The sequence below is a fragment of the Maridesulfovibrio sp. genome, from assembly GCF_963678865.1.
Taxonomy (GTDB): domain Bacteria; phylum Desulfobacterota; class Desulfovibrionia; order Desulfovibrionales; family Desulfovibrionaceae; genus Maridesulfovibrio.
This window is the reverse complement of record NZ_OY787459.1, coordinates 636,271-662,421: the sequence shown is the minus strand read 5'-3', so window position 1 is coordinate 662,421 and position 26,151 is coordinate 636,271. Positions and strand designations below refer to the sequence as shown.

Here is a 26,151-nt window from a genome sequence, read left to right as displayed (position 1 = left end):
ATATGGGCTTTGGTTTATTTGGAGATGAAGCAGCAGGACAGATTGTCGGAGCCATGGGTGGGTTGTCCGATATTATGAACGCATATGCAGATAGTCAGCAGGTTGATAGGGCTTATGCAAGTCTGGCTGCTGGGAATGGTATGCCGAATGGAATTCGTTCCCGCAATGAGCATGCGGCGTATTCAAGATACAACCAGCTTCAGCAGGGTGAGCAAGCCCAATTCAATAGTGCGGTCCGTAAAGAAACTGAACGGCTGGTTGGAGAGTTACAAAAGAATTCTTGGGATTTCGATGCAATTGAGCCCCCTAAAACATTGGTTGGTATTTCCGCTTTTGGTCACGCTGCAGATTTAGCCACAAAATTTGAAGCCGGAAAGGAAGCACTGAAGCAGCGAAGACAGCATAAGATAGATCAGACGTATCAGGAATTTCGTAAGGTCGGCGGAAGCGCATTGAATGAAATGGCTAATGGTAATTTTGATGCCGCAGTCATTGATATGAAGCGGGCTTCTGAGCTTGCCCCTATGCCATATAGACTTACAGACTTTGATCCCCGCTCCAAAACCTATGGAATTGAGTTTCGTTCTGACAAAGAAGGTGGCTGGGCTCAGACCGGACGCAGGCTGACCATTGAGCAGACCGGGAATGTCATCAAGCAGTTTCTGGCTGGAGAAAAGACCATGCAGGGCGGTAAGACCTACAATCCTGTTTTTGCCGGAGCTGCCGACCGTTATATGGAAGCTACCCGCCGGGGGAATGCTGAGAACCTTAAGGACCCTTCTAAGTGGATCACGATGGTTAACAAAGCTGGCCATATGATTCAGGCCGTTCCTCAGAACAGTCTTGATTATTCACAGGGAACCCATTTTATGGTGCTGGATGAAGATAACGGCCAGACAATAATGGTTGATTCCTTGGATCGTCTTTCAGGTTACGTGCGCACTACTATGGACCTACGTGAGAAGAAGCAGGGACTTGCAAAGGGCAAGGCAGATATCGCCCATACAAAAGCACAGACCGGAAAGGTCTACGCTGATACTGATAAGACTCGTGCTTCCACTATCAAAACTCAGGCTGAGACAGATCAGATTCAAGCTGAAACAGCAGGTCTTCCGGATAAGCAGGCCGCTGAAAAGCTGACTCAGATGCGCAAGTCCCTTGGTGATGCGCTCAAGCCGTTCCACCAGAAAGGTAAAACATTATTGGATCCTGACACTTATGAGCTCACCAATGAAGGGAATAATGCTTTCAATGATGCTGCGAGTCTGGTTCAGAGTTTTCGTTCCGGTCAATGGAAGCCTGAAAATGAAGCGGATAAAATCAGGTTGCAGGCCGCAGGGCAGGCAGTCGGTATTTATCAGCAGATTTTGCAGCAAGGTTCGACTCACGTTCCTGCCGAGGATCCGGAGCAGCGTAAACAAGTGGATGAGATCAAGATTCTCATTAAGCAATATGGCCCTGCTGGAGCCAAACGAATTTTGAATAAACGAAATGATATCCGGACAGCGCCGACCAGACCCGGAGTTAACGAAAGCGGGTATGGGGGGTAATTATGGATATGAACGCCTTGTTTGATCAGGCTGTCAGGGAACTGGACTACGAACAGAAAACGCAGAATGCACCGGGTTCTCCTGATAAGGGGAGCCCGGTTTTTTCGTCTGTGCCGCAAGTGCCGGTCGATACGTCCGTGCCGGAACAGCAAGGTTTTGGTATGCCTTTCGTAGATTCAGCAATTGATTCCACTGTGGGTATGTACCACGGACTTGCTGCCGGATCCGCCGGACTTGGTGAATCATTCGGTGCCGGGCTGCAGTGGCTGGGTAATCGGATGGATAGCGATACGGTTGCTGATGCAGGTGAAGCCATTGCGGACTACTACAAGCCGCTGCGGGAATCCCATGCTCCTGCCAAGGAATTGCAGGGGAATGTTATGGATAATCCTGAACTGATGGCTCGCGGTGACTGGTGGACTTATCAGGTTGGTAATCTTGGTCCCTCATTGGGAGCGGCCATGATTCCCGGGGCTGCTGTAGGTAAGTTTGTTCAGGTTGGAGGAAAGGCCCTGCAGCTTACTCCACAACTCCTTGAACGCGCAGCGCGTATCGGCCAGGCTCTGGGCGCTGGTGCCGGAGGCGGTGCGCTTGAGGGGACAAGCACATACCGGGAAGTTTTGGAGGCTGGTGGTTCAGAAAAGGAAGCAGCTCGTGCCGGCGAAATGATGGCTTTGGCCAGTGCCGGGTTGAATGCTGTTTCATTTGGTAAGATGTTCTCTAAGGCCGGGCAGGGTGTTGTGGCCAAGACAACAAAACACCTCGGCTCTGGTCTTGTAGAAGGGATCAGCGAATGGGCTGAAGAACCTGCAGAATCTATTTCCAAGGATCTGGCACATTATATTGAGACCGGGGAAATGAAGCCTGGTGTCTGGAAGCGTGTCAAACAAGCCGCCAAGGAGGGCGTGAACGTCATTGGGCCTGCAGCTATTACCGGTGTAGGCGGTTCTGTAATGTCTGGTCCTGCAGGTTTGTCTGGAGAGGAAGACAGTTCCAATCAGAATTTCATCGAACAGATTGAGCAGATCAAAGCTGGTGCTACCGTGGATCTGCTGGAAGGTGACGCTGAAACGTCAGAGCGTCATGACGGTATGATGTCAAGCCGTCAAACAGAAGCGGAAAGGAAACCGGCGGATCTTCGTTCTCCATTGGTGAAGATGAGGGATTTCTATTCCCAGCAGGAAAAGGATCTTGGTCAGGAGCGTGAATCTGGATTCGGCCTTCAGGGGGTCATTGATTCTCAGTATGAGTCGCCGGCAGGGATGAGCGATCTTAAAGCAGACATCCAGGAGCGATACAGATTCCGTCCTGATCAGGACCTTGAGCAGCGTATTAATCATGAAATGGCCATGAGGGATGGCTGGCGACCTGCAGAGTTTGAAAATGAATCGTCTTTATCACCGTCAGGGGAACCTCAAGTTCTGTCTTCATTTGAACCGGTGGACCTTCTGCTACAGGAAAAGCCGCAGATTGTTCCTGAGTTTAAAGGTGGAATGAGCGGTTTCGGGGATCAGTACCGGGAGAATATGTTTCGTGATGCTTCCGGGATGTATGATGTGGCGGCTCCCGAAGTTGTCGCTCATCCTGATTTTGATCAGAAAGCAGCTGAAGCTGCAGAGTTTAATAGAAACTGGGATCAGAATCTCGAACAAGCCTGGTTTAAAGCTGTCGAAGAGTTGGAAAAGGAAGGTAAAGGGAGTGATCCGGTCGTGCGAGTGCCGGAGGTTGAGCTGTCTAATCAGCCTGAGATAGAATTCCCTTCATATGGACTTACGGGTGGACTGGACAGCGTAAACACAGATCTTCTTCAAGATAGTGCAGTTGATCTGCCACAGCGTCAAGACGTCATGACGTCAAGCCGTCAAAATGAGCTGCAAGAGGATCTGTTTGATGTGGCCATGCTTGAGCTGGAGGAAGAAGGGCAGTCTGAAAAGGGCAAAGGTAACGAAACAACCCTTGAGCATACTGACGGTCAGGACAAGGTTCGTTATGAATTTCGTGAGCTGGATGAAGTTGTTCCTTCCCACGATGCGCTGAAGAATTTTATCAAACATCCATCCTATCCTCAGGAAGCTCAGGAGCGTCCTTACCATTCGGATCCCGGTGAACAGCAGAAAGTTAAAGGTCATGCTTCTCCGCTCAAGCCGCAGCATTTTGTGAACGACAACCCGACCGCTGCCAGTGGACCGCCGATCGTTACTTCGGACGGAATTACCCTTGGCGGTAACTCCCGGATTATGTCTTTGGCTTTGGCCTATGACCAGCATAGCGACCAAGCACAGCGTTACAAGAATGTTCTGAGGCGGAAGGCTAAGCAGTTTGGCCTGAAGTCTGAGGACCTGAAGGACATGAAAAAGCCGGTTCTTGTTCGAGTGCTGCAGGACGAAGTGAAGGATTTGTCCAGGGCTTCCAGAATTTACAATCAGGATTTCACTCAGGGACTCGATCCTAAAGCGGAAGCTGTGTCCAGAGGCCGGATGCTGTCCGATGAATCTCGTGCTCATCTTGGCGCAGAGATGGAGAATCATGAAACCCTGAGACAGTTCCTTGATTCCTCAAGGTCTTCTGATTTCATGGCTGGGCTTAAAAGGGATGGAGTTCTTGAAGAAACCCAACTGGTCAGGTTCATCAATAAGGAAACCGGGCTGCTCAATAGTGATGGTAAGAATTTTATTGAATCAGTTCTACGTGGCGTAGTGGTGGATAGCCATGACGTTCTGGATATGGCTCCTCCTTCTGCTCTGGCAAAGCTTGATAAGGCTCTTCCTGCATTGATTCAGGCTAATAACCGGGGGCCGGATTGGAGTTTGAATTTCCCTGTGCGGGATGCCTTGCGCATTGTTGGCAAAGCCAGAAGTGAATCCATTCCGGTTAAACAGTTTTTGAATCAGGGCCAGTTGGTTGAAACTGTTCCGGGGCTTAACGATAAAAGAGCGCGGATCCTTGCTGAAGCATTTGGCACTAAGCCCGGCGAAGGTTCAGGATTGAAGTCTTTCAAGACCTCTTGTGAGCAGTATGCAAAACTATCCGGTATGTCTGCTGAAGGGCAAAGTCTTCTTCCTGGCTTATCTGTCCCTGAACCTGCTGAAAGTTTTGACAAGGCTTTTATTGGGGGTATAAATAAAAGAGAGGAGAAAGATAAAAATGTACCAGATACCGCAAGCAATTTGGAACCAGATAGCTCAGAGTCAGGAACTGAAAACCAAGTGGGCGAGCCACATGTTTCAGGTCAGTCCGGAAGTGATGGATCTGGTGATTCAGGACGTGGAGAACAATCTGGACAAGCTGGGATACTCCAGCAAAGCGATAACCTCTTACGTTCAGGTAGTACCTCTTTTGGTAGAGAGAGAGGCGATAACAGCGTTTCTGGAGCAGAGCGGCAGGATGGAACTGCGCAACGCACTTCCGGAGATTTTGGATTTGGACGAAGCAGTAGAACTGATGACTCTGGAGAACAGACTGACTCCGGAACAGCAGGAAGAACTACGGAAACTGGATCCGAACGATCCGGCGGATCTGTCTCATTACTGGGGAGCGGCAATCGAAAAGCATCTCCAGATCGATTACTTTCAATAGAAGAAAAAGTTCGTCAGCAGAAAGAGGCGGACTCATCCATTAAGGTTGTTCCCGGAAACCTTGAGAACATCCGTGAAACCCTTCCTGTCCTGTTTCCCGAACAGCAGGACGATGTCTATAAAGCCGAACAGCGTTTTGCCAACACCGAAGACGATACAAGCCGAGGTATGCTTTTTACCAATGGCACCGGGACCGGGAAAACTTATACCGGGCTTGGCGTTATCAAGCGTTTTGTGCGTCAGGGCAAATCCAATATTGCTATTGTAGTTCCTACCGACAAGAAGGCCCGTGACTGGATTGAGGACGGGCGTAACCTGCATCTTGATATTACCCAGCTTAGCGGAATCAATGACGGTGGCCGGGATGTTGTTGTTACCACCTATGCCAACTTCGGGCAGAATGAAGCCCTCGCCAAACGCGATTTCGACCTTCTTGTTTTCGATGAATCCCATAAGCTTTGCGAAAATGCGCAGGGTGGTGAAACCCATGCCTGGCAAATGATGAACAGGCTGGCTGGTCCGTTTATGCCGCAGCAGAGTGCGAAGATGGCTTTTTCAGATGAGATCCTGAAGGCAGCTAAAAAGCATAAAGGTTTTGAGCTGAGCGAGAGCGCTGAAAAGTCTCCTTGGACTATCAACGAAAAATTCATCCCCAAAGATTTGATGCAGCGCATCGAGGGCAAGGCAGAACGGCTCCTTGAAACCAAGGTTGTTTTCCTTTCCGCTTCTCCCTTTGCTTATGACAAGACTGTCCGTTATGCGGATGGTTTTCTGTTTGATAGCGATCACGGGATGAAAGAGGATGGATTCAGATCCTACAACACCGGTTCCAATTGGGATCAGTTTATGATGAGCAAGTTCGGTTACCGGATGCGCTACAACAAGCTGACTGTTCCCGAATCAGGTGTTGAGTCCGCGCTCATGGAACGGCAGTTCAACGAGTGGCTGAAAAAGAAGGGTGCTCTTTCCGGGCGTAGTCTGCAGCTCAATCAGGACTATTCCCGTCAGTTCGTGGACGTGCCGGCGCAGCTGGGCGAGAAGATCCAGAAAGGAATCGAGTCCATGTCCGACCGGGAGAAGTATCCGGATCTGGCCGGAATTGTTCATAAGGCTTTTGACTACCACTATACCACCAGTTTGCTTGAGGCGCTGAAGGCGCGTAGTGCTGTTAACCGTGTTCAGGAGCATCTTGACCTTGGCCGTAAGGTTGTTGTCTTTCATTCCCGCAATAAGGGTATGCCGGGGCATCCTTTTAGTTTTGCTCGTTTTGATAAAGCATGTGGTTATGACACGAAGGCCATGGCTCAATTCAAGAAATGGGTGGCAGATAATCCGGCCTATGCTCGAATGGATATCCGGGGGTTACAGAATGTCCGTGATGAAATGGGAGAGGCTTTCGGGGATAAGGTGGCCTTTTTCTCTGGTAAGGAATCCAAGAAAGAAAGAGTTAAGGCCGTTAATGAATTTAATGATGATTCCAGCGGCGTTGATGTCATTGTTGTACAGAAGGATGCAGGCAAGGAAGGGATTTCCCTGCATGATAAGATCGGGGAAAAGCAAAGGGCCCTTGTTTCTTTGTACCTGCCTACCAAGCCCACGGATGCTATTCAGACCGAAGGACGTATCTATCGTCTTGGTTTGATGTCTGATGCGGTTATCGAGTATTTGAAAACAGGGTTGTCCTTTGAATCCCGCGCATTCGGCCAGAAAATATCTGAACGTGCCGGGGCTGCAGAGAACCTGGCCATGGGTGAACTTGCCCGGGATCTGCGTACAGCCTTTCGTGAAGGTTACCTTGATTCGACCTCAAGAGCTCCCAGCTTGGAGCAGGGGCGCGGAGGCAAGGAGGCTGATTCTTTTGTCGAGCAGGCTTCTCCTTTCGACCAGGCTAAGACCCATTACTATTCCCAGCAGAAAAGGACTTCCCGCAATAAAGCTCGGGAAGGATCCGATTACTTTGCCACTCCGGAGCCTCTTGGATTCAAGATGGTTGAATGGTTGGATCTGAAGCCGGGAGAATCCGTTCTTGAACCTTCTGCCGGGCATGGTGCTATTGCCCGGTACTTTCCAGAATCTGCGGACATAACAACTGTAGAGCCTTCAGACGAGTTGTTTTCCAAAATGTCGGTCATATGTGACGGCCGCAAGATCAATGAGCGATTTGAGAATCTAGCTGCAGTCAATAAATATGACGGCATTGCCATGAATCCTCCTTTCGGATCCGGAGGGAGAACAGCGGTCGATCATCTGGGTAAGGCCTTCAATCACCTGCGTGAAGGTGGGCGTGTAGTTTGTATCCTTCCTGAAGGGCCTGCTGCCGACCGTAAGTTTGATAAATGGTATGAGTCTAAGGAAGCCGAACACGCGCACAAGGTTGCCGAGTTCGGTTTGCCGTCTGCAACATTCGGTCGTGCCGGAACGAAAGTTAAGACCCGTATTGTGGTTATTGATAAGCTGGGCAAGGGAGCTGAAGGTGTTCAGTCCAGAGGGCGTACTGACTTCAGTGCCGATACGGTCGAAGAACTCTTTGAACGTATCGAGAGTGTTACCGCTCCGGAGCGGGTGGTTAAGAAAGCAGATACTGAAGCATCATTAAAAGAAGCAGGCCTTGAGCTCAAACAAGCTTCCAACTCCAAGGGAGATTTCTGGGTCGTCACCGGCGAGACTTACCAGAATAAGCAGGCCTTAAAGGAGGCCGGAGCTCGCTGGAACCGAGCGGAGAAGGGCTGGGCTTTTTATCAGGAAGAAAGTCCGCTGCAGGACATTGCCGAACAACTGGATAGACTTCCGGCCTCACTCGGTGGTACTGTTTTGGAACCAGTTGACCGGAGCACCTATGACGAAAGATCAAAGCGAACAACAAAAGAAACCCGACTCTACGAAGAGCAGCTTAGAAAAGAATATGGACTCGACTTTCCGGACGGATCAGTCTTCGCAGTTAAGCCAGGAAGAGTTCGAAGAGCTGACGGAAATGTTTCAGATCCGATTCATCAGGAAGTCGGACGGGAAGGTGTTTACTCCCAGACATTGTCCTCCTCTCGGGAGGGACTAGAGACTCTGGACAGAATTGCGGGTCTGTTCGGTAAAAAGCTTGTTTATGTTGCTTCTGATCTGCCGATTCTGCCAGCTGAAGCCCATGCCGATCTGAAGCAGAATATTGTCTTCATGAGGCCTGATTCAAATCATCCTCATTTATTTTTGCTTGGACATGAAATTGTCCATTTAATGAAGTCTGAAGCTCCTGCTCTTTACAACAAATTTTACGATTTAGCTGATAACCAGATAAATGAAGGGATTTGGGAAAAGCACCATAAGTGGCGTGAGCGTCTTGAACGTGAATCGGGTAGAGAAAAAGGTCTAACCCGTGAGCATGCAGATGAAGAATTCCTTGCAGATGTTTCTGGTGAGCAGTTTCTTGAGCCTTCCTTCTGGGAGGATATGGCCGAGGAAGAGCCAAGCTTATTCCAAAAATTCGGTGAAAAGGTAAAGCAGCTTTTAGACCGAGTCCTTTCGGTGTTTAAGCAGGAAGGTACTGCCAATCGTTACTTCCATGATATTGAGTTAGTCCGCAAAGGGCTGGTTTCCGTGCTTGCTGAATACTCCAGACAGCAAAACGCTAAACCGTCAAGCCGTCAAGACGTCAAAACGTCAAAGCGTAATGACGGTATTCATTTTTCTAAAACATCCAATCCTCGCAATCACACTTCCACAAGGAACGTGCGCGGAGCTGTGCAGGGCTTACAGGCCAAGGCAGAGAACGCGCTGCCGCTGGAAGTGGTTTCCGTATTCGAGGAGCTTCCGGAACATATCCGCAAGGCTTTCAAAGCGCAGGGCGGTGGTTATTGCGAGGCCTGCAATGATCCTAAGACCGGAAAGGTCTGGATGGTGGCCGAGAACATTGCTTCCCGCAAGCGTGCGGTGGAGCTTTGGATGCATGAGCAGGGAGCGCACCACGGCTTGCGCGGCCTGATGGGTGACAAGGATTACGTATCCCTTCTGGGTAAGGTGCATCGTGCCGCCAGGCGTGAAGCCGGCTACAAAGAAGTAATTGCAGATTATGACCTTAATTTGTCTGAACGTGGTGACCGGTATCTGGCGGCTCATGAATATCTTGCCAGGCTTGCCGAGAAGGTCCGGCTTGATGAGGTCTTGAGCCCGAAAGAGAAGTCAATTTGGCGCAAGGTTGTCGATGCTGTTCTAAATTGGTTAGCGCGGATCCGCGTCAAGTTGCCCGGCTCTCTTACTCGTGCGGAACTGAATCGGCTTGTTTCCGATGTTGTGTTTTGGACTGTTCACGGCGAAAGTGCAGCGGACATCAAGTCCGGTGAAGCAGCTCCTTCCTATTCTCGTTCCAATCCGAATCTGAAGTCGGCAATGTCCAAGATCGGCTCCAAGGGTGAAATCAAAAGCCCAGTCGCGGAGAAGATTAACCAGGTACGGGAGTTCCTGCGTACTGAATTGAATCAGGGTATGTTCGACCGTTTTGCTTCGCTGAAGGATCTGGACAGTGCTGCGGGTGTGGATAATTTTGAAGACTCAGCTTACGTGGCCGCAAGAATGTCCACCTCTCATGCAGACCAGATTGCGGCCGTAATCGAGCATGGTCATCCCGTCTGGCGTGATGGTGCCATGGATGTGGAAGGCGAAGGCCTTGCCAAGGTTTTCGAACCAGTTGCCGGGGAGCTGGACCGCTATACTGCGTGGCTGGTTGGTCTACGTGCGCGTAAATTGATGGATGAAGGGCGCGAGAACCTTTTCAGCAAAGATGAGATTGACGAACTTTGCGCACTGAACAATGGGCGTGAAACCAAATATGAGGACGTGCGCCAGAACTACATCCAGTTCAAGACCAAGGTGCTCGACTTTGCCGAGGCTGCAGGTGTTGTTTCCGGTTCAGGTAGATTAGTCTGGGAGCATGATGAATATATTCCTTTTTACCGCATCAATGATGAAGCGGATGTAAAAGCTCCAAAGGGTAAGAAAGGTATCGCCAGCCAGTATTCCGGTATTCGTCGGTTGCAGGGTGGCACTGCTAATCTTGGAGATCCTTTTGAGAATATTATCCGTAACTATTCGCACCTTATTGATGCCAGCGTGAAGAACCGGGCCATGGAACAGGCCATGACCAATGCCGAGAAGATTGGCGAGGCTGTTCCGGCAGATTTTAAATGGCAGGCTCTGAAGCTGAAAGGTGGGGCCCTGCGCAGCGCGTTGGTCAAAACCCTTGGTGATGACAAGGCCGTGGGGCAGCTTTCCGCCGCACAGCGCGATTCTCTGCAGACCGTCTTCAGGATGGTTGCTCCGGACGCCAAGGACATTGTTCATGTTCTGCGGGACGGTAAGCCTGTTTACTACCATGTGGGTGATCCGCTCCTTCTGCGATCGCTGACCGCGGTGAATCTCCAGAGCTGGAACAATATGGGCATGAAGGCCGCGCGTTTCTTCAAGCGCTTGCTGACCACGGGCGTTACTTCCACACCTGACTTCATGCTCCGGAACCTTGTGCGCGATACCGTGCATGCCTGGGGCGTGGACCGTACCGGGCATTTCGTGCCGGTAATCGGCTCCTTCAGGGGAGCAATCAAGAGCCTGCGTAAGGATTCGGATACCGTGAAAATGATGGCTGCAGGAGCTGCTTTTCATGGTGGCTACTCTTATGGACATGATCCGGGAGCCGGCAAGCTGGTGGTGGAGAAGCTGGTCAAGAAGCATGACATCGATGAGTCCACAATCATCGATACTCCCAAAAAAATGGCCAAGTTCATGAAATTCGGATGGGACCGTTGGCAGGAATTTGGAAGCGCATTTGAGAATGCTACCCGGGCGCGGCTGTACGAGGGAGTGAAAGAAAAGGGCGGTTCTCATCTTGAAGCTGCATACGAGGCCAAGGATATCATGGATTATTCCATGGGTGGTGATTGGCCGGCAATTCGTTTCTTGTGCGAGACTGTGCCGTTCTTCGGAGCGCGTATGGTCGGTCTGCACCGACTTGGCCGGGGAGCATATGAGAATCCGCAATCGTTCCTTGCCAAGGGCGCAATGGTGGCCATGGCTTCGGTGCTGCTTTATCTGAACAACCGGGATCGGGACGAGTTCAAGGAGCTCGAACACTGGGATCGGGATAACTACTATCATTTCTTTGTAGGTGATCAGCATTTCCGCATGCCCAAGCCCTTTGAAATCGGGGCTATATTCGGAACTCTTCCAGAGCGTCTGACCGAATACGCAGTAGATGGTCAGGACGGGGATCTGCTTGCCGACCGTCTGCAGTTCATGCTGACCCAGACCTTCAGCGTAGGCACTCCCCAGATAATAACCCCGGTCCTTGAGCAGTGGGCGGACAAGTCCTTTTTTACCGGGCGTTCCATCGTACCCATGAGATTGAAGAGGCTCCGGCCGGAAGCGCAGCGCGATCACCGCACCAGCGAGACAGCCGCGCTGCTGGGTGAGAAGACGGGAACTAGTCCCAAGCGCATCGAACATTTGGTGAATGGTTATTTCGGAACTCTGGGAGTTTATGCGCTTTCCATGTCTGACATAATTACCCGCAGAATGGTGGATGCACCGGAAATGCCGTCAAGACGTCTTGACGACATGCCGCTAATCAAAAGCTTCTATCGCGATAAGCCGGCAAAGCACAGCCGTTATCTCACGGAGCTGTATGACATGATACATGAAGCGGATGAGCTGTATTCTACCGTGAAGGCCTACGCTCAGTCCGGAAGTTCAGAAAAGGCTATGCAGCTCCTGCAGGATGAAGATAACCGCAAGCTGCTTGGCAAGCGCGGAGGGCTGAACCAGCTCCGCCGTGCGATCGGGGAGATTGAGACGGGGATTCGGCAGGTTCACCTCTCTAGAATCCTTACCCCGGCTCAGAAGCGGGAACGGATTGATGCGCTTCTGGAGAAGCGGAATGGGGTTGTTCGGAAGGTGATGGGGGACTAAAATGGAGAATATTCATCGGTATTAAATAAAACAGAATTTTTTCCTAATAATTCCTTATGAGAATCATGAAGTAGCATGTCTTCGTGTAATTCGTTGAAGAAGTTATATCGAAGACTCATTTTTTTGAGTTGATCGTGTTCTGAGCTGTAGTAGAAAAGAATTAAAAGTTCTTGTTGAGAAAGCATGCGTGAAAATGTCCTTGAGAATGATATTGCTGTTTTTTCATTTGTTGGTGTGTTTGAAATTTCAAATTCGTAAATGCAAATTAAGATTGATAGTGCACTCTTTAAATATTGATCAAAATAAAATGTACTCTCTTTAAGAAATGATATTAAAAAATTGTGAAATTCATTTCTATTTGCGTAGTATTTATTTTTAATATGTTCGTGGCCTTTTTTGGATTCATTTTTTATGTAGTCATTATAATATGGTCCTAATTCAATATCTCTTGCTGGACTATAATTTTTGCTTCTTAAGGTAAGTGTTTGGTTTTGAAATATTGTAAAAAAAAGCGATGTTGCAATTTTTCCTTTGTATTCTTTTACTTCACCAGTTGTGTATCTGTCTTCATATAAAATGAGTTCTTTGATGATTGACCTGTGATTTTCGAGCAAATTAAAAAAAGTTGTTTCAAATTTTTGTTGTTCAAATACTTCTCTTGTGGCTGCCAGTTCTTCCCGTTGTAATTCAAGGTCCTTGTTTTGAGCCTCTAGCTGTTCCTTTTGTACTTTAAGCGCTGCAATAAAAAACAATACAGCAGCAAGAGACCAGATGGGGCCGACAATTCCACCGGCAAAGTCTCCGACTTGTGAAAATACGTTTAGCTTTTGAGCAAACCATGGAGAAATAAGGGTGCCAGCCATGCAGCCTGCTCCGATGATGACTGTAGCCCATGCCGCTTTTTCTATTGTGTTTGTTTTGGGCATTATTCTGAAAGTAGTGTGAGGTTAAAATTGTCAGTAAAGTCTAAGCTTTTTATGATATAATTATGTACTGTTGACTTATAGTATTTGGTAAAACGGCGAAAAAATAATGCTTTGCTGTCGTGTGGATCTTCTGTTTTGGGGAATATTACATCTCCCCCTTTTTTGTTGTCGATACATTTAGATATCCATGATGAATAATAATTATAGTGCTTGGAATAACGAAGTTTAATTTTTGTATTCAGAGTTGGAGGTGAGTCTGAATAGTTAAAAATTTCAGGCATATCCATTTTTATTTTTAGGTATAATTCATTGTCCATAATTTTGATAGCGGCGTACAATATAAAAGGCTCTGGCCAATAGTTATTATGGTCTTTATACATATGTCTAAATAGATTCGATCCTGCTATGAACGTTTTTTCGATGTCTCGCAGGCTCATATTTAGCCATTCAGAAATGTATGTATATGTGGCGGTCCATTCATTGTAGTCGTCTATGCCAGTTGTATAGCTTGGGCCTATAAATACAGATTTGATATTAAAAATTTCTTCAGATAAAAAAGTTATATAATCTTTTTTGCTAGGTTCAGGTAGATTGTACTCAAGATCGATGAATCTTCTAAGGTATCCATCTTCATCAATGTTTCCATATAGTGATTTTACTGTGTTACCAAGTTGAGTTCTGTCGGTAGATAAGACAAAAAGGACTCCTTCTACATCAAAAAGATGCTTAGCTGTTTCCAAAAATTCGATTGCATAAGTAGGTCTGCAGCGGTCCAATTCATCTATGAAGATATACAAAGGCGGCTCATTCTCTCCACCTCTAACGCTCTCGACTAGTTTTTTTAGATCATCACGAAGGAAGTCTAGTTCAGATTTGTTTTGGCCGTGGGAGTCTACCGCAGATGTTATAGCTGTTTCAGCTGAAACAATCGCTCCTCCTGTTCCGGGGCAGGCTATTTCGGAGGCAACGGCTGATCCGTACAACCCTAGTTTCGTAAGTGTTCTTTTGTGTTTGGAGAGAAAGTGTGTTGTTTTTTCTTTGAATGCTTTGAGACGCTCAAGAATGGTTTTCTTTTCTGCTGCCTTCAGGGTCTTGGCGTACCGATCTACTTCTGCCTGTATTTCAGCCATGAGTGATACAATAGGTACTCCCGAAAAATCATGTTTCCATGAATTGAAGAAGACGCTTGCTCTGGGGCCGCCTACGATCTGGTCACTTTGTAGGTATGCCTGCCACATACGCACGTATGAAGTCTTTCCAGATCCCCATGGTGAGTTGAGGGTTAGAACGAATGGCTTACGGATTAAGTCAGTATATTCAGTCAGGCGCTTAATATCTTCGTCTCGTTTGAGCTTGTCGCCTTTGAAGGGATCTGCCGGAGTGGGAGTGAGTGGGGTGTTTTTTATTCCGAACATACTGAGTTACTTATTAGAGGATGCTAAATTGTTTGCATAGTTTACGGTGAGCTTTACCAACTTTTGATCTACTTTTACAAGAGTTAGGTCTTACCTCTGCAGCAATTGCTAAGAATTTGTGGAATATGAACATATACTGATTTCCTTTTCTCCATACTACCGTTTCGCTATCTCTTGTGCTGTATGAATGAGGATTTTGGGCTAAGTCGTCATAGTAGTCTGAGTTATGCTGTCCCGTGTATTGATTTTCAAATTCCATCCATGCATTGGGATTGTATACACTTACCTGAATCAGTTGTTTTTTGGGGTTGAAGAGTTTTTGGGTGTCAGCGAAATATTGTCCTTTTGTTAAGAATAAGCCGTAGTCAATAAGCTCTAAACCGCTGAGGGGAATAGTCATCTCAACCATCCCATCATCTCTCAGAATTGCGGAATTAAGTGCTTTGACTGCTCTAGAATTGTTGTGTTCCTTGTTTGTAATTGCATCGAGAAAGGCAGCGTATGCTACTTCATCATTTTGTGAGCATACTTTCGAGACCCATCCAATAATATAGTCACTCTTTCCCTTTTTTTCGTTATTGCATTGTTTGCAAGCATAAAAGTCAGGAGGAATGGCTTTCTTTGAATGGTAAAGAGTTCTGGGGATCAAATGCTCCTTGGTCTTCTGCTCTGGGGCATTGTTTATGGAGCTCATTTTTATTCCACAGTATGGGCAGATTGTGTTGCTTATCATATTAACAAGTTCGTCATAGTTGAGTATATTAAATTGTTTTACTTAGTTGCTCAGTGCTGCGTGAGACGTCTTACTATTTTCTCATAATTAATGGCCGCGCTGATATGACGTATGAAAATTATCAATGCAGCAAAGAGCAAAATAGCTGATGATACAAGTATAAGTAAAGTTTTGTAGTTAATTTCGTTAGTTTGAATTTTTTTTGTGTCGCTGAGCTTGTTTTTAAAAAAAATACTATCCGAGATTATTTGTTCGTAGTCAGTGTTGGGGACTGAAATTATAACGTTGTCATCTCCATAAAATTTATAGCTAATTTGCCCAGATGTTCCGTTGGAATGGTGATAGTTTACAACAGATTTTTCTTTGTATATTAGTTTGTTTATGTCATCTGTTTCATGAATAAAAAATGTTGCTACAGAAATCTGCATAGCAACCATTACACATAAGAATTTAAAAAAACTTAGTCTTTCATCAATTGGTTTTACTTTTATCTCTCTTGTGTCACTTATGCGGTGTCTATATTTGGTTTTTGAATTTAAATAGTTTACAATGTTTGCATAGCTTTTATTCTGCGGAATTTGTATTAAAGAGCTAAATCTCACAACTTCATTGATTTTAAACAAACCTGTTTTTATTTCTAGTTTGTGTTCGTCTATAATATCAATTTTTGATTTTATTTCTTTTTTGGATATTGTAGTGGATAATATTTCTGCTGAAAGACATTTAAAATCTGTTGGCAGTGTCAAATTGATTGGTTCTTCTACCATATTTAATGTGATATCTTTTTTGCCTGTATTAATGAATGCCCCAACTAGTAAGATTAGTTTTTCATCTACTATTTTACCGTTGTATGTGACATCTAAACCGTCTAAAGACTTCGCTATTGAATTAAATAGCTCAATAGTTTGTAAATTAACAAAAGTGATTTGCCCAGGTGACCATGATTTAAATATTTGGACTACTCCAAAAAATCCAAAAATTATTGAAACTAAAAATCCTATTGGTCCCCACCATGCCGAGCTTATAAATGTGTCCATTTTATTTTTACTTTTTTATTTAAGTTGAGTTGATTTGTTGAGTATGTCCTGAAAGGCCATATATATATCAAGTAGGGTTTCTTGATTTGAGTTTGTAATGGCCCATTTATACATATCATCGTATGTAGCCTGTTTTAGCCATTCTTCAAAATATGCATTTTTAGGAAATTCTTTCCAATCCGGGCATTTGAGTTTCGCTCTTTGTGCTATAGGGCTTTGCTTGAATTTTGTGATTACGGCAATGACTTCGTAAGCGTTGCCGGATTTGGATATTCGCTGCACCTCATCCGATTGTTTGTTCTTCCATGCCACAAATAAGGGATTGTAAACTATCTGGTCTAAATCCGGGTGAATTTGTTTAATTTTTTTGAAATGTTCTTTCTTGGCTTCTTCTGCTTGTTCCTTGCTAGGCAAAAGATTGAATTGTCCTTTTTCATCCTCACTAAGTTCCTTGTCTTTAATTTTTACCCATCCCTTACCGGCCAAGCATTGGTTGTATATATTTTCTCGATTAATACTTGCGGCTATAACCGACATAGAGTTGGCCATGTCTGCCACCTGCGCTGCTGAATTGTCGTAGGTCGTGTATGAGCTGTAAGTGCCGGAATACTGGTTGCTATTGTCGTAGGCGTTGAAATTCCCATAAGTCGTAGAGCTTGGGACTGAGTTGACTACTAATTGTTGCTGCGGGATCGCTCCGGAGGCCAAAGCGTTGCAGAAAGCCATGTCGCGGTTCAGCATTTGTTGCTGCAGGTTGTCCGGGAAAGCAGGGTTGTAGTAATATTTTGTGCATCCGCTGAAACATAGGCAGAAAAGTATTATTAATATTTTTATGGAATTGTTATGGCAATATAAACGCAATATACGATCATTTCTCATATTACAATCCACTTATCGATATAAATAGTCAAAAAATTTTCCCGTCCGGTCCATATAAACCATGGAACCAGACGGGATATGTCATTTTCCTTAACTCGCCTTTTTCTGGCTCTGGTGAGGCTCTGCCTTTCCCGTGTCTCCTTGGGTGATGTTTTTAATTACATCATAGAGGACTTCAGGAGGGGCATCCGCAAGTATTCTCTGAGCCTCTCTCATTCTTTTAACAATGGGATCCTCCTCAGTATCGTCTACCGAGGGTCCTTGTTTATTAGATAAAAGCATTTCCCCTTCGCCTGTGAGTAGCCAGTGTCCATTTAGTCTAAAATCTCTACACCATTTAGATAAAGTTGACATCGATGGCTGGCTTTCCTGACCAAGATAGGCTGCAATCGTAGGTCTTTTTACGTCTGCTGAATTTGCAAGATCTTGTTGGCGTAGTTCAAGTTCCTTGACGAATGCCTTTATTCGTAAGGTGTACTCTTCAAGTTCGGGTTTGATTTGTTTTGTTGCCACTTCTTCTCAACGTTTTGTAAGTTTTATTGACAAAATGTAGAGAAATAATTTAGGGCTAAATTTAGTTTAAGTTGTTCAGTCAAATTATTTCTCAGTAACCCAATGAATTAACAGTCAAGGGGGTTGGTTTGTCTTTAGCACTAAAGGTGAATTCAAGTCAAAACAACAAGCGTTTGGAGCTTGATGTTTGGTTCATGACGCACGGCATTAAGAAAAAGGAAGTGGCTGACAGGCTTGATGTTTCGCCTCAAAGGTTTTCCCAGATTCTTAAGGGAGATTATACCAGTAGTGATGTTTATGAATCTTTGCTTGCCATGAGCTTTGGGGAAGATGGAGTTTCTATTCCTGTCGAATTAGTACCTCGTCCATATGTAGGTAAAAAATCCGGTCCTAAAAGCAAGGAGGCCTAAATGGAAAACCTCCTATACATAATCATATTCGCCACCCTGATTGTCGGAGTGATCTTTTACTTCCGTAACCGCAGGGACCCTGCGCGTGTTAAAGCTGTATGCGAAGTCCCATCCTTTTCCCGGCGCAAGAAACGTGCTCCATTTGAAGAATCCATATCTGTAGCCATATCCACCGATCTCAAAGATGAGTTGGTACGAGCTTCTGGAAATCAACAATCGAAGTACGTCCGTGCTTCACTGCGTCTTGCGCTTCCAACGCTTAAAGCTAGGCCTAGTTTAGTTGATATTCTGGATGAGGAGTAAAGGCAATGTTGATTAAGCAAGTCATACTTCCATCATTACAAATGGTTGGGGTTGTGAACTTGTTAAGTTTTGTTTTTGGCTTGAAGGCGGAATGGAGTCTGCTTTCAGGCGAGGAATAAAGCGAAAACTTAATGGAGGTTTCCATGCTTATGAAGGGAAGTACGCAATTCGAGGAAATTTTATCCCGTTTGGGAGAGGCGTTTTGTATTGATGGAAAGCTAACTCAGGTCAAGCTGGCTGAGGCCTTAGAGATAAGGCAGTCATCTATTTCTGATGCCAAGAATCGTTGCGGCAGGGATAAGCGTTATCCCGTGCCGGCGGAATGGTTGCTCAAGGCTCTTGAGTTTGGCGGCGTGGATCCGAACTGGATTGTTACCGGAGAAGAACCGAAATATCGGGTGCTTTCTGATGATGGAGAAGGGGCTCTTACTGTGACTGAGGTTAGAAAGAAGGTTGCAGAGGAGTATCAGCGTCCGTTGTCCTTTGAAGAGCTTCTTGAGGAGTTGAATAGTCGCCTTCCGGATGGAGCAAATTTGAGGATTGATTATCCCAGAAGTAAAAGTTTCACAGAGAGATACCTTGAGGCCAGTCAAATAGTTGTAGAGCAGCAGGAGGATCATAATGCGTAAAATAGGGATTGCCATTTCAAAAGGCGGTACTGCTAAGACCACCTCTGCAGCAAACGTCGCACATGGTTTGGCCAGGCGTGGTCATAAAGTGGCGTTGATAGATCTGGATACTCAGGGGCAGGTAAAAGGTTTTTTTGGTGTGGAGCAGAGAGGAACCCTGGCTGCTCTGGTGAAAGGTGTCCCGCTTGCAGATTGCTTGCTGGAGGTTCGGGATAATTTGCATCTCATGACTGGAGGGCCGGAGCTGGCCGAGCTGGAGGAATGGATTTCCACTCGAACTATGAAGCGGGAAATGGTGCTTTCCGAATTTCTGCAGCCGCTCGAGGATATGAAATTTGATTTTGTGATTCTAGACACTGCACCGGGTTGGAATGCGCTAAACGTAAATCTTCTGTTTTATGTGGAAGAGCTCCTATGTCCGGTAAAATTAGAAGCTATGTCTATGGATGGATTGAAAGAGTTTATCGGGCATTTGGGGCAGGTTCAACAGTATCGTGCTGATTTAAAGATGGATTACGTTGTTCCCACTTTTTTAGATCGCCGCGAGAATCAATGTGGGGAAGTGCTGGAGATCTTGCAGAATCATTTTAAAAGTTCTGTGACAATGCCTATTCCCAAGAATGTCCGTCTGGGTGAGTCGTTCGGGCAGGGGCAGACAATCTATGAATATGCTCCTGATTGTCCTGGTGCATATGCATACAATGATCTGACTGATCTGGTAGAAAGCTATGTCCGGAAATAGGAAGTCGACTCCGGATATTCTTGGAAGTGTTCTTGGTGGGAATACTTCCGGAGATAACAAGGCTGACGGTCAGGCGGTAAAGCGTCATGACGTCATACCGTTAGAAATTAACGAGAAGCCATTTAAGCTTACTTCATATATACATTCGGATTTGAATGATGAAGCGGATATGGCCGTGGTCAAGCTGAAGAAGAAGGTCGGTAAGGTGAGTAAGTCCATGCTGGTGGAAGAGTCCTTGCGGATCTGTCTGGCGGAGCCGGAAGGTAGTGGGCTTGAGGCAGCTTTAAGGAGGCGGAACAGGAAATGACAAAGAACATTAATTCCCGCCGGAGAAGGCAGGGAATTGCAAATAGACAGCTTCACATTGTGCTTTCGGTGATTGATTCGGGCATAGACCTGCTTTCCAATAATCCGGTCAAAGCGGACAAGAGAATTGATTCTGCGCTGGAAACGATCGGTCGCTGGAGCGAAACTGCACTTGCCAAACTTGAACCATTGAGCAGCCATCGGGCAGTGAAAGCAAAGGATCTGACGTTTGCTGAAATTCATAGGGTAATTGAGGAGATGTTTCCAGATCATGAGTTCGGAACTGAGGAATGGATGCATTTCTGGCTGGCGGTAAATATGCAGTTGGATACTGCTCTTAATCTGGAGAAGGTGCAGACCGGGAACAGAGCTCCGTGGCGTTACATGGATCAATCGTCAATGAAGTTGATCAGAGCCTTGGCCGGCCCCATGGAACAGGAGCTGTATGAAGTCGGGAGTGTTGAGGATACGGAACCACTACTGGGTACGGCAGTGGGGGAAGCTTTAACTGATATAATTTGGAGTGAGTGATGGGGAATCTGTTTACTAGCGAAGAAGCACGCAAGGAGCTTCGGGCAGCTATGCGTGAAATTATGGCTCCTGTTGCTGAACTAGCTTTGTTGAACCAGCGTTTATCTGTGGATGAAACAGAGGCGGCTAAGCTGGTTGGCGTATCACCCAATACTCTCCGCAACTGGAGGGTACAGAAGCGTGGACCAGAATATTCAAAGATCGGAACTAAGGTTGTTTATGAGGTGTCTAAACTCCGCAAGTGGTTGGAAGCAAATGGTAGAAAGACTATTGCCTGTTAAAATAATCTTCAAAGGTCACGGTTGCCTGTTTGTATACATCGGGGCAGAGATGAGCGTAACGTTTAACCATTTCAAGGCTGGAGTGGCCGAGCATGTCGGCTATGCTGTAAAGCGAGACTCCCTCAATGGCCATCCAGCTTGCAAAGGTATGGCGCAGGGAATGGAATACAATTTTATCCCGGTCATCTATAACCCCTTCGTTAATGCCAAGTCTGTCAACAGCATTACCGAAGCCTTTGCTGATGCGTTTCATCACAGTTCCATTTTGAGAGGGGAAAACAAGAGCGCCGGTATTAAGTGGCAGAGAAGAAAGCATGTTAGAAACCTGGCTGGTGAGGTACAGGGTGCGGCCTTTATAGTTTTTGCTTTCAACGATGCGCAGGGTTCCGTTCTTAAGGTTAATATGTTCCCCGCGCAGGTTTGCGATTTCAATGAAGCGCATTCCTGTATGCAGGGCCAGCAGAGTCATATTATATGTAGTAATACTTCCTTTTCGGCTTTGCGGAGTTTTGGACGGTTTAAGTTCTTCCAGCAACTCTTTGGCTTCCTGTACGGTCAGATATCGATAACGGCCATTATCCGATTTGGAGATTTTAATATCTACGGTGGGCGGAGTGCCGGTCCAGAGTTTCCATTCAATGTGTTTTGCATATGTGCGGCGGATCAGTCCAATGATGTGGCTGGTAGATTGGGGTGCATATTTTTGCAGAAGATCGGATTTAAATTCTTCCAGATCAAATGGCGCGATTCTGGAGAGTTGCATATGGCCGAATCTTGGTTGGATGTGCTTACAGTAGCGTTGGTCTTCAATCTGCACGGTTTCAGAGTTTTTACTGAGCGTGAGATGGGTATCCCGGAAACGTTCCCATGCTTGGTCCAGAGTGATGTCTTTGCCCTGCAGTGCGGTCGGCAGAGTCTGATTGCGGAGTTGTCGCAGGCGTTCTGCGCGTACTTGGGAAGCGAATGCAGCAGAAAATCCTTCGGACAGAAGGCCAATTTTTTCCTTTTTGCGCTTGCCGCTTATCTTGTAGGAAATGTAAAAGGTGCGGTCCGGTTTTCCCCGAAAGCGCTTAGTGGAGTGTTCATAATAGAACACACCGGTCATGTTTTTTACCTTAATAATATCGGCCATTTTTTTTGTCCCCTATTTGCCCCTACAAGTGTAAATTGTCCCTTATTTTCCTCATTAAGAGTTGCGCATGGGTTTGTGCAGGTTTTGCTGATCTCTTTTAATTACTGGATTAATTGCGGTCAAGTCTATGTAGGTCTCTTGTTGTATGTAGTTATTTTTGGATTTAGGATCCAGCGGTTAATCCGTGAGAGTTCGAGTCTCTCCTTTCGCACCAACCGTAATAAAAACACCCCCTTACAACATCATCCGCATAGATGTTGTAAGGGGGTGTTTTTGTGTTTTTGGCCCCTATTTCGCCTTGCAATACAGATCTTGAATTTTGCTTGGTCTTGTGTATCCATAGCCTGCATGAATCATTTAAAAAAATATGCGGATCAGGTTAAATATATTTCAGACGAAATGAAATCCGGGCAGATGACTTTGGCGCAAGGAGCGGTACAGTTACAGGCTGTAGCTACTCTTGCTGAGCAGGATGCCGGGCAGGTTGGCAATGAGCAATACGCGCAAAGGCTGCGCAAGTTTGCGGAAATGATTTATGATGTGATTGAAAAGATGAATCCGGAAAGAAGGGTGATTCAGTAGGGCCATGGTTGAATTACGCAAAAAATTTGGAGCCCCTGCTTTGAAAGTTCAAGGCAGGGGCTTTTCATTATTTTTGGGTCTGGTTTGACTTCATGATTACCGTACCGTTTGCTGCGGTCCCGTTTTGCGGTGGCGGTGGTACTTTGCTCATGTGGATGGAGAGTGATATTCCAAGTATTATTAAACCGGGCAAGGCGTAAATAAATTTTCTGGCACCTTTGGCATGGGCAACGATTACGCCGATAGAAGTGACGATGACCCCGATCTGCCCAAGAATATCCACCGGCATGAATGGTTTTCCTTCCGGCAGGGTAACAATGTATACGAGTATGGAAATTATACTGTAGAGCAGGAAGAAGACCCCGAATCCGCTTTGCCCTTTCTTTTTCGCATAGATTGAAATCCCGATTATCGTCAGCAGGGTTATGCCTGCAAGTATTAGTGGCAGCAAGGTCTTCCCCTTGTTTTAAAGTTTGCATTTATGCATTTCCTGTTGCTTATCTTCTTTGCAACCGACCATTGCTGTCAAGTTGATTTGACTAGAATCCTTTGACCATATCGTGCGTTGTTTTCAATGAAAATTACATGCTGCAAATTAATAGTACTGTACGTTAGCCTTTTTTTCGTAAATGGAATTACTTCAAATGAAAATAATGATCTTTTTGATTCAAAAACTGAATAATTTAATCCGTTATGCTCAAGTTACCGTACAATCTGCGCTAAAAAAAAATAACTTGTACACAATAGTCTGAATGGTTAAATAGTAGCCCCTTTTTACGTTTTAGGTTGTTTTTGTTTTATTACTTGATCAAAAAAGGATTTATTGTGATTCAGACTGAGACTTTGCTTACTTTTGGCGTTTATTTGGTTTTCCTGCTGGCTGTGGGGTGGTATTTTTACAAGCGAACTTCTGATATTGAAGGCTATATCCTCGGCGGGCGAGGTCTTGGTGGCTGGGTTACGGCTCTTTCGGCACAGGCCAGTGATATGTCGGGATGGCTGCTCATGGGATTGCCCGGAGCCATATATCTTGGCGGTATGACTGAAGCATGGATCGCAATCGGTCTTTTTGTGGGAACTGCCTTGAACTGGATTTTTGTTTCCGCCCGTCTGCGTGTTTACACCCAGTTGACCGATACTCTTACAATTTCATCCTTTTTTGAAAAGCGTTTCAATGATCCTACCAGCCTTTTGCGGGTAGGTTCTGCGGTCATCATCTTGATCTTTTTTACTATCTATTCCTCATCCGGTCTGGTGGCTGCAGGTAAGCTTTTTGAGTCCATGTTCAACATTGATTACTCCGTGGCCGTTATCACAGGTGCGGTAGTAATTGTTTCCTATACTTTTCTGGGCGGATTCATGGCTGTCTGCTGGACAGATTTCTTTCAGGGCGGTTTGATGTTTTTTGCTATAGTTCTTGTCCCATTGCTTGGAACAATTGATAATGGTGGCATTTCTGTCATTGAAGCTGAAATGGCGGCCAAGAATATTTCCACCAGCCTTTTCCATAACGGTGCGGGAACGCCTATCTCTATCATTGCGGTCATTTCCACCATGGCCTGGGGTCTTGGCTATTTCGGACAGCCTCATATCCTGACCCGTTTTATGGGCATCAGTTCAATTAAAGAATTGCCCAAAGCTACAGCAGTAGCACTTATCTGGGTTGTAATTTCTCTTGCCGGAGCGGTTGTTGTCGGTATGGTTGCAATTCCGATGTTTGACGGTCTTCATGGCGGGGAGCAGGAAAAAGTCTTTATTTATATGATTTCCAAGCTCTTCAATCCTTGGGTGGGCGGTGTCCTGCTGGCGGCGATTCTCTCTGCCATCATGTCCACTATCGATTCTCAGTTGCTGGTTTCTTCTTCTGCACTGACTGAGGATTTTTATAAGAAAATCCTGCGCCGTGACGCATCGGAAAAAGAACTCATGCTCGTGGGCCGTCTATGTGTTCTGGTTATTTCCATCATTGCCATGAGCATGGCTTTGACTCCGGGCAACACTGTCCTTGGGCTGGTTTCTTATGCCTGGGGCGGATTCGGTGCCGCTTTCGGTCCTGTAGTTCTTTTTTCGCTGTTCAGCAGAAAAACAACTTGGATTTCTGCGCTTTCCGGCATGGTGGTCGGAACGCTGGTTCTTGTTTTCTGGAAGGATTCCGGGCTGGGCGCTACCATGTATGAAATTGTGCCGGGTTTTGTTGCAAACTTATTGACCATTATGCTTGTAAACATGTTTGCGCCTCAGAAGGATGAGCAGATACTCGCTGATTTTGAAAAGATGCAGGTGTCTTTAAAAAAATAAGAGCTTGTTGTTTAGCCTGGTTATGTTTATAAGGCTCTGCCGTACTGGTGGAGCCTTTTTTTATTGAGTTAAAGGGTGTATGCATGAATTTGATCTACTACCCGTATTAAATATATTTCAGGGAATTTAATTGCCCGGTGAGGTTTATATGCTGGATTTTGAACGTAAAAGTATTGTGCTGGTTACCTGTCCTAAAAATTTCAGTCCTTATCTTGCCGAAGAGATGGAACGCCTCGGCTTTAAAATCCGGGCTGAGCTTCCTGCCGGGGTGGAAACCAAGGCTTCCCTGAACGACTGTATGCGGCTTAACCTCTGGGTGCGTTGCGGGCACCGTGTAATGTATCAGCTTAAAAAATTTAAAGCGGATACCCCGGATCAGATGTACAATCAGGTCAAGGATATGGTCTGGGAAAAAATTATTTCACCGGACGGTTATCTTACAGTGACTTCGTCTGTGCGCACTGAAACCGTAAATGATTCCCGTTTTGCCAACGTCAAGGTCAAGGATGCAATTGTGGACCGCATCCGCGAGAAGAGCGGCCGGCGTCCTTCCTCCGGGCCTGATATGTCCGGAATTGTAGTTTTTCTGCATTGGAAAGATGATGAATGTACTGTTTATCTAGATACTTCAGGTGTTCCTCTTTCCCGCCGGGGCTACCGTAAATTTCCGCATAAGGCACCTTTGCAGGAGACTCTGGCCGCAACCCTGATCAGGGCTGCAAAATGGTACGGTCGTGGCAATTTTGTTTCTCCCATGTGCGGCAGCGGCACTTTGGCTATTGAGGCTGCGCTTGTAGCCTTGAACGGTGCTCCCGGATTGATGCGTGATAATTACGCTTTCATGCGTATTCCCGGTTACAATCAGGAATACTGGGATAACCTTTGTATTGATGCCGAGGACCGTGAGCGTGATTCCATAGAGGGTAAGATTATCGCTACAGACCTTGATCCGGAGGCTGTTGAAGCGGCGAAAAAGAATGCCCGTGCAGCTGGTGTGGAGCACCATATCCAGTTTGATGTCTGCGATTTTCGTGACACAGAAGTCCCTGACGGTGGCGGTGTTATCATTATGAACCCTGAGTACGGTGAACGTCTTGGAAACAGGACCAAGCTTGAAAAAATATATACTGCGATCGGTGACTTTTTTAAAGCTAAGTGTCAGGGGTATAAGGGGTTTATTTTTACCGGTAATCTTGAGTTGGCGAAGTTTATCGGTTTGAAGGCCTCGAGAAGGCTGGTTTTTTATAATGCCAAAATCGAATGCCGTCTTTTGGAATATGAAATTTTTAAGGGAAGCCGCAAAGCACGTTACTAAGTTTTTTTCTTTAATGTCTTGAAAATCTTTTTTTTAACAGTTAAATCCT

Annotated in this window: 20 protein-coding genes; 12 read left to right on the top strand and 8 right to left on the bottom strand. The window is 46.0% G+C overall.

The window, feature by feature from the left end:
- Positions 1–2 precede the first annotated feature (2 nt).
- A complete protein-coding gene (locus tag ACKU41_RS02915; RefSeq protein WP_321404015.1) occupies positions 3–1,550 on the top strand; it encodes a hypothetical protein in 1,548 nt (515 codons plus the stop codon).
- A 2-nt stretch (positions 1,551–1,552) separates the two neighbouring features.
- Positions 1,553–12,070, top strand: a complete 10,518-nt coding sequence (locus ACKU41_RS02910; RefSeq protein ID WP_321404013.1) for an LPD38 domain-containing protein — start codon at positions 1,553–1,555, stop codon at positions 12,068–12,070.
- Here ACKU41_RS02910 and ACKU41_RS02905 read toward each other — a convergent pair.
- From ACKU41_RS02905 to ACKU41_RS02880, 6 genes are all read right to left on the bottom strand, one after another.
- Positions 12,067–12,996 (bottom strand): hypothetical protein, encoded by a 930-nt coding sequence (locus tag ACKU41_RS02905; RefSeq protein ID WP_321404011.1) that lies wholly within the window; start codon positions 12,994–12,996, stop codon positions 12,067–12,069. The two genes, ACKU41_RS02910 and ACKU41_RS02905, sit on opposite strands and share 4 nt — an antisense overlap.
- The gene (locus ACKU41_RS02900) at positions 12,996–14,411 is read right to left on the bottom strand and encodes a P-loop NTPase fold protein (protein WP_321404010.1); all 1,416 of its coding nucleotides are present in this window, start codon (positions 14,409–14,411) and stop codon (positions 12,996–12,998) included. The genes ACKU41_RS02905 and ACKU41_RS02900 overlap by 1 nt, the downstream gene beginning before the upstream one ends.
- Before the next feature lie 13 nt (positions 14,412–14,424).
- Positions 14,425–15,105, bottom strand: a complete 681-nt coding sequence (locus tag ACKU41_RS02895; protein WP_321404008.1) for a hypothetical protein — start codon at positions 15,103–15,105, stop codon at positions 14,425–14,427.
- 89 nt (positions 15,106–15,194) lie between these two features.
- Complete coding sequence (locus tag ACKU41_RS02890; RefSeq protein WP_321404007.1) at positions 15,195–16,181, bottom strand: hypothetical protein; 987 nt, start codon at positions 16,179–16,181, stop codon at positions 15,195–15,197.
- A 15-nt stretch (positions 16,182–16,196) separates the two neighbouring features.
- Entirely contained in the window at positions 16,197–17,060 is an 864-nt protein-coding gene (locus tag ACKU41_RS02885) for a hypothetical protein (protein ID WP_321404006.1), read from the bottom strand.
- Between the two features lie 90 nt (positions 17,061–17,150).
- A complete protein-coding gene (locus ACKU41_RS02880) occupies positions 17,151–17,573 on the bottom strand; it encodes a helix-turn-helix transcriptional regulator (protein WP_319779991.1) in 423 nt (140 codons plus the stop codon).
- 128 nt (positions 17,574–17,701) lie between these two features.
- On the opposite strand from ACKU41_RS02880, the gene ACKU41_RS02875 reads away from it, so the two are divergent.
- The 7 genes from ACKU41_RS02875 (at position 17,702) to ACKU41_RS02845 (ending at position 20,775) form a co-directional block, all read left to right on the top strand.
- Positions 17,702–17,983 carry a hypothetical protein gene (locus tag ACKU41_RS02875; protein WP_319779990.1) on the top strand — a complete coding sequence of 94 codons (282 nt, stop codon included), beginning with the start codon at positions 17,702–17,704 and terminating at the stop codon, positions 17,981–17,983.
- Complete coding sequence (locus tag ACKU41_RS02870) at positions 17,984–18,286, top strand: hypothetical protein (protein ID WP_319779989.1); 303 nt, start codon at positions 17,984–17,986, stop codon at positions 18,284–18,286. It abuts the gene before it with no gap.
- Between the two features lie 143 nt (positions 18,287–18,429).
- On the top strand, positions 18,430–18,915 hold the full coding sequence (locus ACKU41_RS02865) for a helix-turn-helix domain-containing protein (RefSeq protein ID WP_321404004.1): 486 nt from the start codon (positions 18,430–18,432) through the stop codon (positions 18,913–18,915).
- Positions 18,908–19,657 (top strand): ParA family protein, encoded by a 750-nt coding sequence (locus ACKU41_RS02860; RefSeq protein WP_321404003.1) that lies wholly within the window; start codon positions 18,908–18,910, stop codon positions 19,655–19,657. Before ACKU41_RS02865 ends, ACKU41_RS02860 begins: the two co-directional genes overlap by 8 nt.
- A complete protein-coding gene (locus ACKU41_RS02855) occupies positions 19,644–19,964 on the top strand; it encodes a hypothetical protein (RefSeq protein ID WP_319779986.1) in 321 nt (106 codons plus the stop codon). Before ACKU41_RS02860 ends, ACKU41_RS02855 begins: the two co-directional genes overlap by 14 nt.
- A complete protein-coding gene (locus ACKU41_RS02850) occupies positions 19,961–20,494 on the top strand; it encodes a hypothetical protein (RefSeq protein ID WP_321404000.1) in 534 nt (177 codons plus the stop codon). The genes ACKU41_RS02855 and ACKU41_RS02850 overlap by 4 nt, the downstream gene beginning before the upstream one ends.
- Positions 20,494–20,775: a helix-turn-helix domain-containing protein gene (locus tag ACKU41_RS02845; protein ID WP_321403998.1), complete on the top strand. Its 282-nt coding sequence runs from the start codon at positions 20,494–20,496 to the stop codon at positions 20,773–20,775. Before ACKU41_RS02850 ends, ACKU41_RS02845 begins: the two co-directional genes overlap by 1 nt.
- On the opposite strand, the gene ACKU41_RS02840 is transcribed toward ACKU41_RS02845, so the two are convergent.
- Positions 20,762–21,907: a site-specific integrase gene (locus tag ACKU41_RS02840; protein ID WP_321403997.1), complete on the bottom strand. Its 1,146-nt coding sequence runs from the start codon at positions 21,905–21,907 to the stop codon at positions 20,762–20,764. The genes ACKU41_RS02845 and ACKU41_RS02840 overlap by 14 nt on opposite strands.
- Before the next feature lie 348 nt (positions 21,908–22,255).
- Between ACKU41_RS02840 and ACKU41_RS02835 the strand changes: the two genes are divergently transcribed.
- Positions 22,256–22,489: a hypothetical protein gene (locus tag ACKU41_RS02835; RefSeq protein WP_321403995.1), complete on the top strand. Its 234-nt coding sequence runs from the start codon at positions 22,256–22,258 to the stop codon at positions 22,487–22,489.
- A 67-nt stretch (positions 22,490–22,556) separates the two neighbouring features.
- On the opposite strand, the gene ACKU41_RS02830 is transcribed toward ACKU41_RS02835, so the two are convergent.
- A complete protein-coding gene (locus tag ACKU41_RS02830; protein WP_321403993.1) occupies positions 22,557–22,940 on the bottom strand; it encodes a hypothetical protein in 384 nt (127 codons plus the stop codon).
- Between the two features lie 374 nt (positions 22,941–23,314).
- On the opposite strand from ACKU41_RS02830, the gene putP reads away from it, so the two are divergent.
- Together putP and ACKU41_RS02820 are read left to right on the top strand one after the other, a co-directional pair.
- Positions 23,315–24,787 (top strand): sodium/proline symporter PutP, encoded by a 1,473-nt coding sequence (putP, locus tag ACKU41_RS02825; protein ID WP_319779701.1) that lies wholly within the window; start codon positions 23,315–23,317, stop codon positions 24,785–24,787.
- Positions 24,788–24,935: 148 nt separating this feature from the next.
- Positions 24,936–26,102, top strand: coding sequence for a THUMP domain-containing protein (locus ACKU41_RS02820; protein WP_321403991.1), 1,167 nt, complete (start codon positions 24,936–24,938; stop codon positions 26,100–26,102).
- The last annotated feature ends 49 nt before the right edge of the window (positions 26,103–26,151 follow it).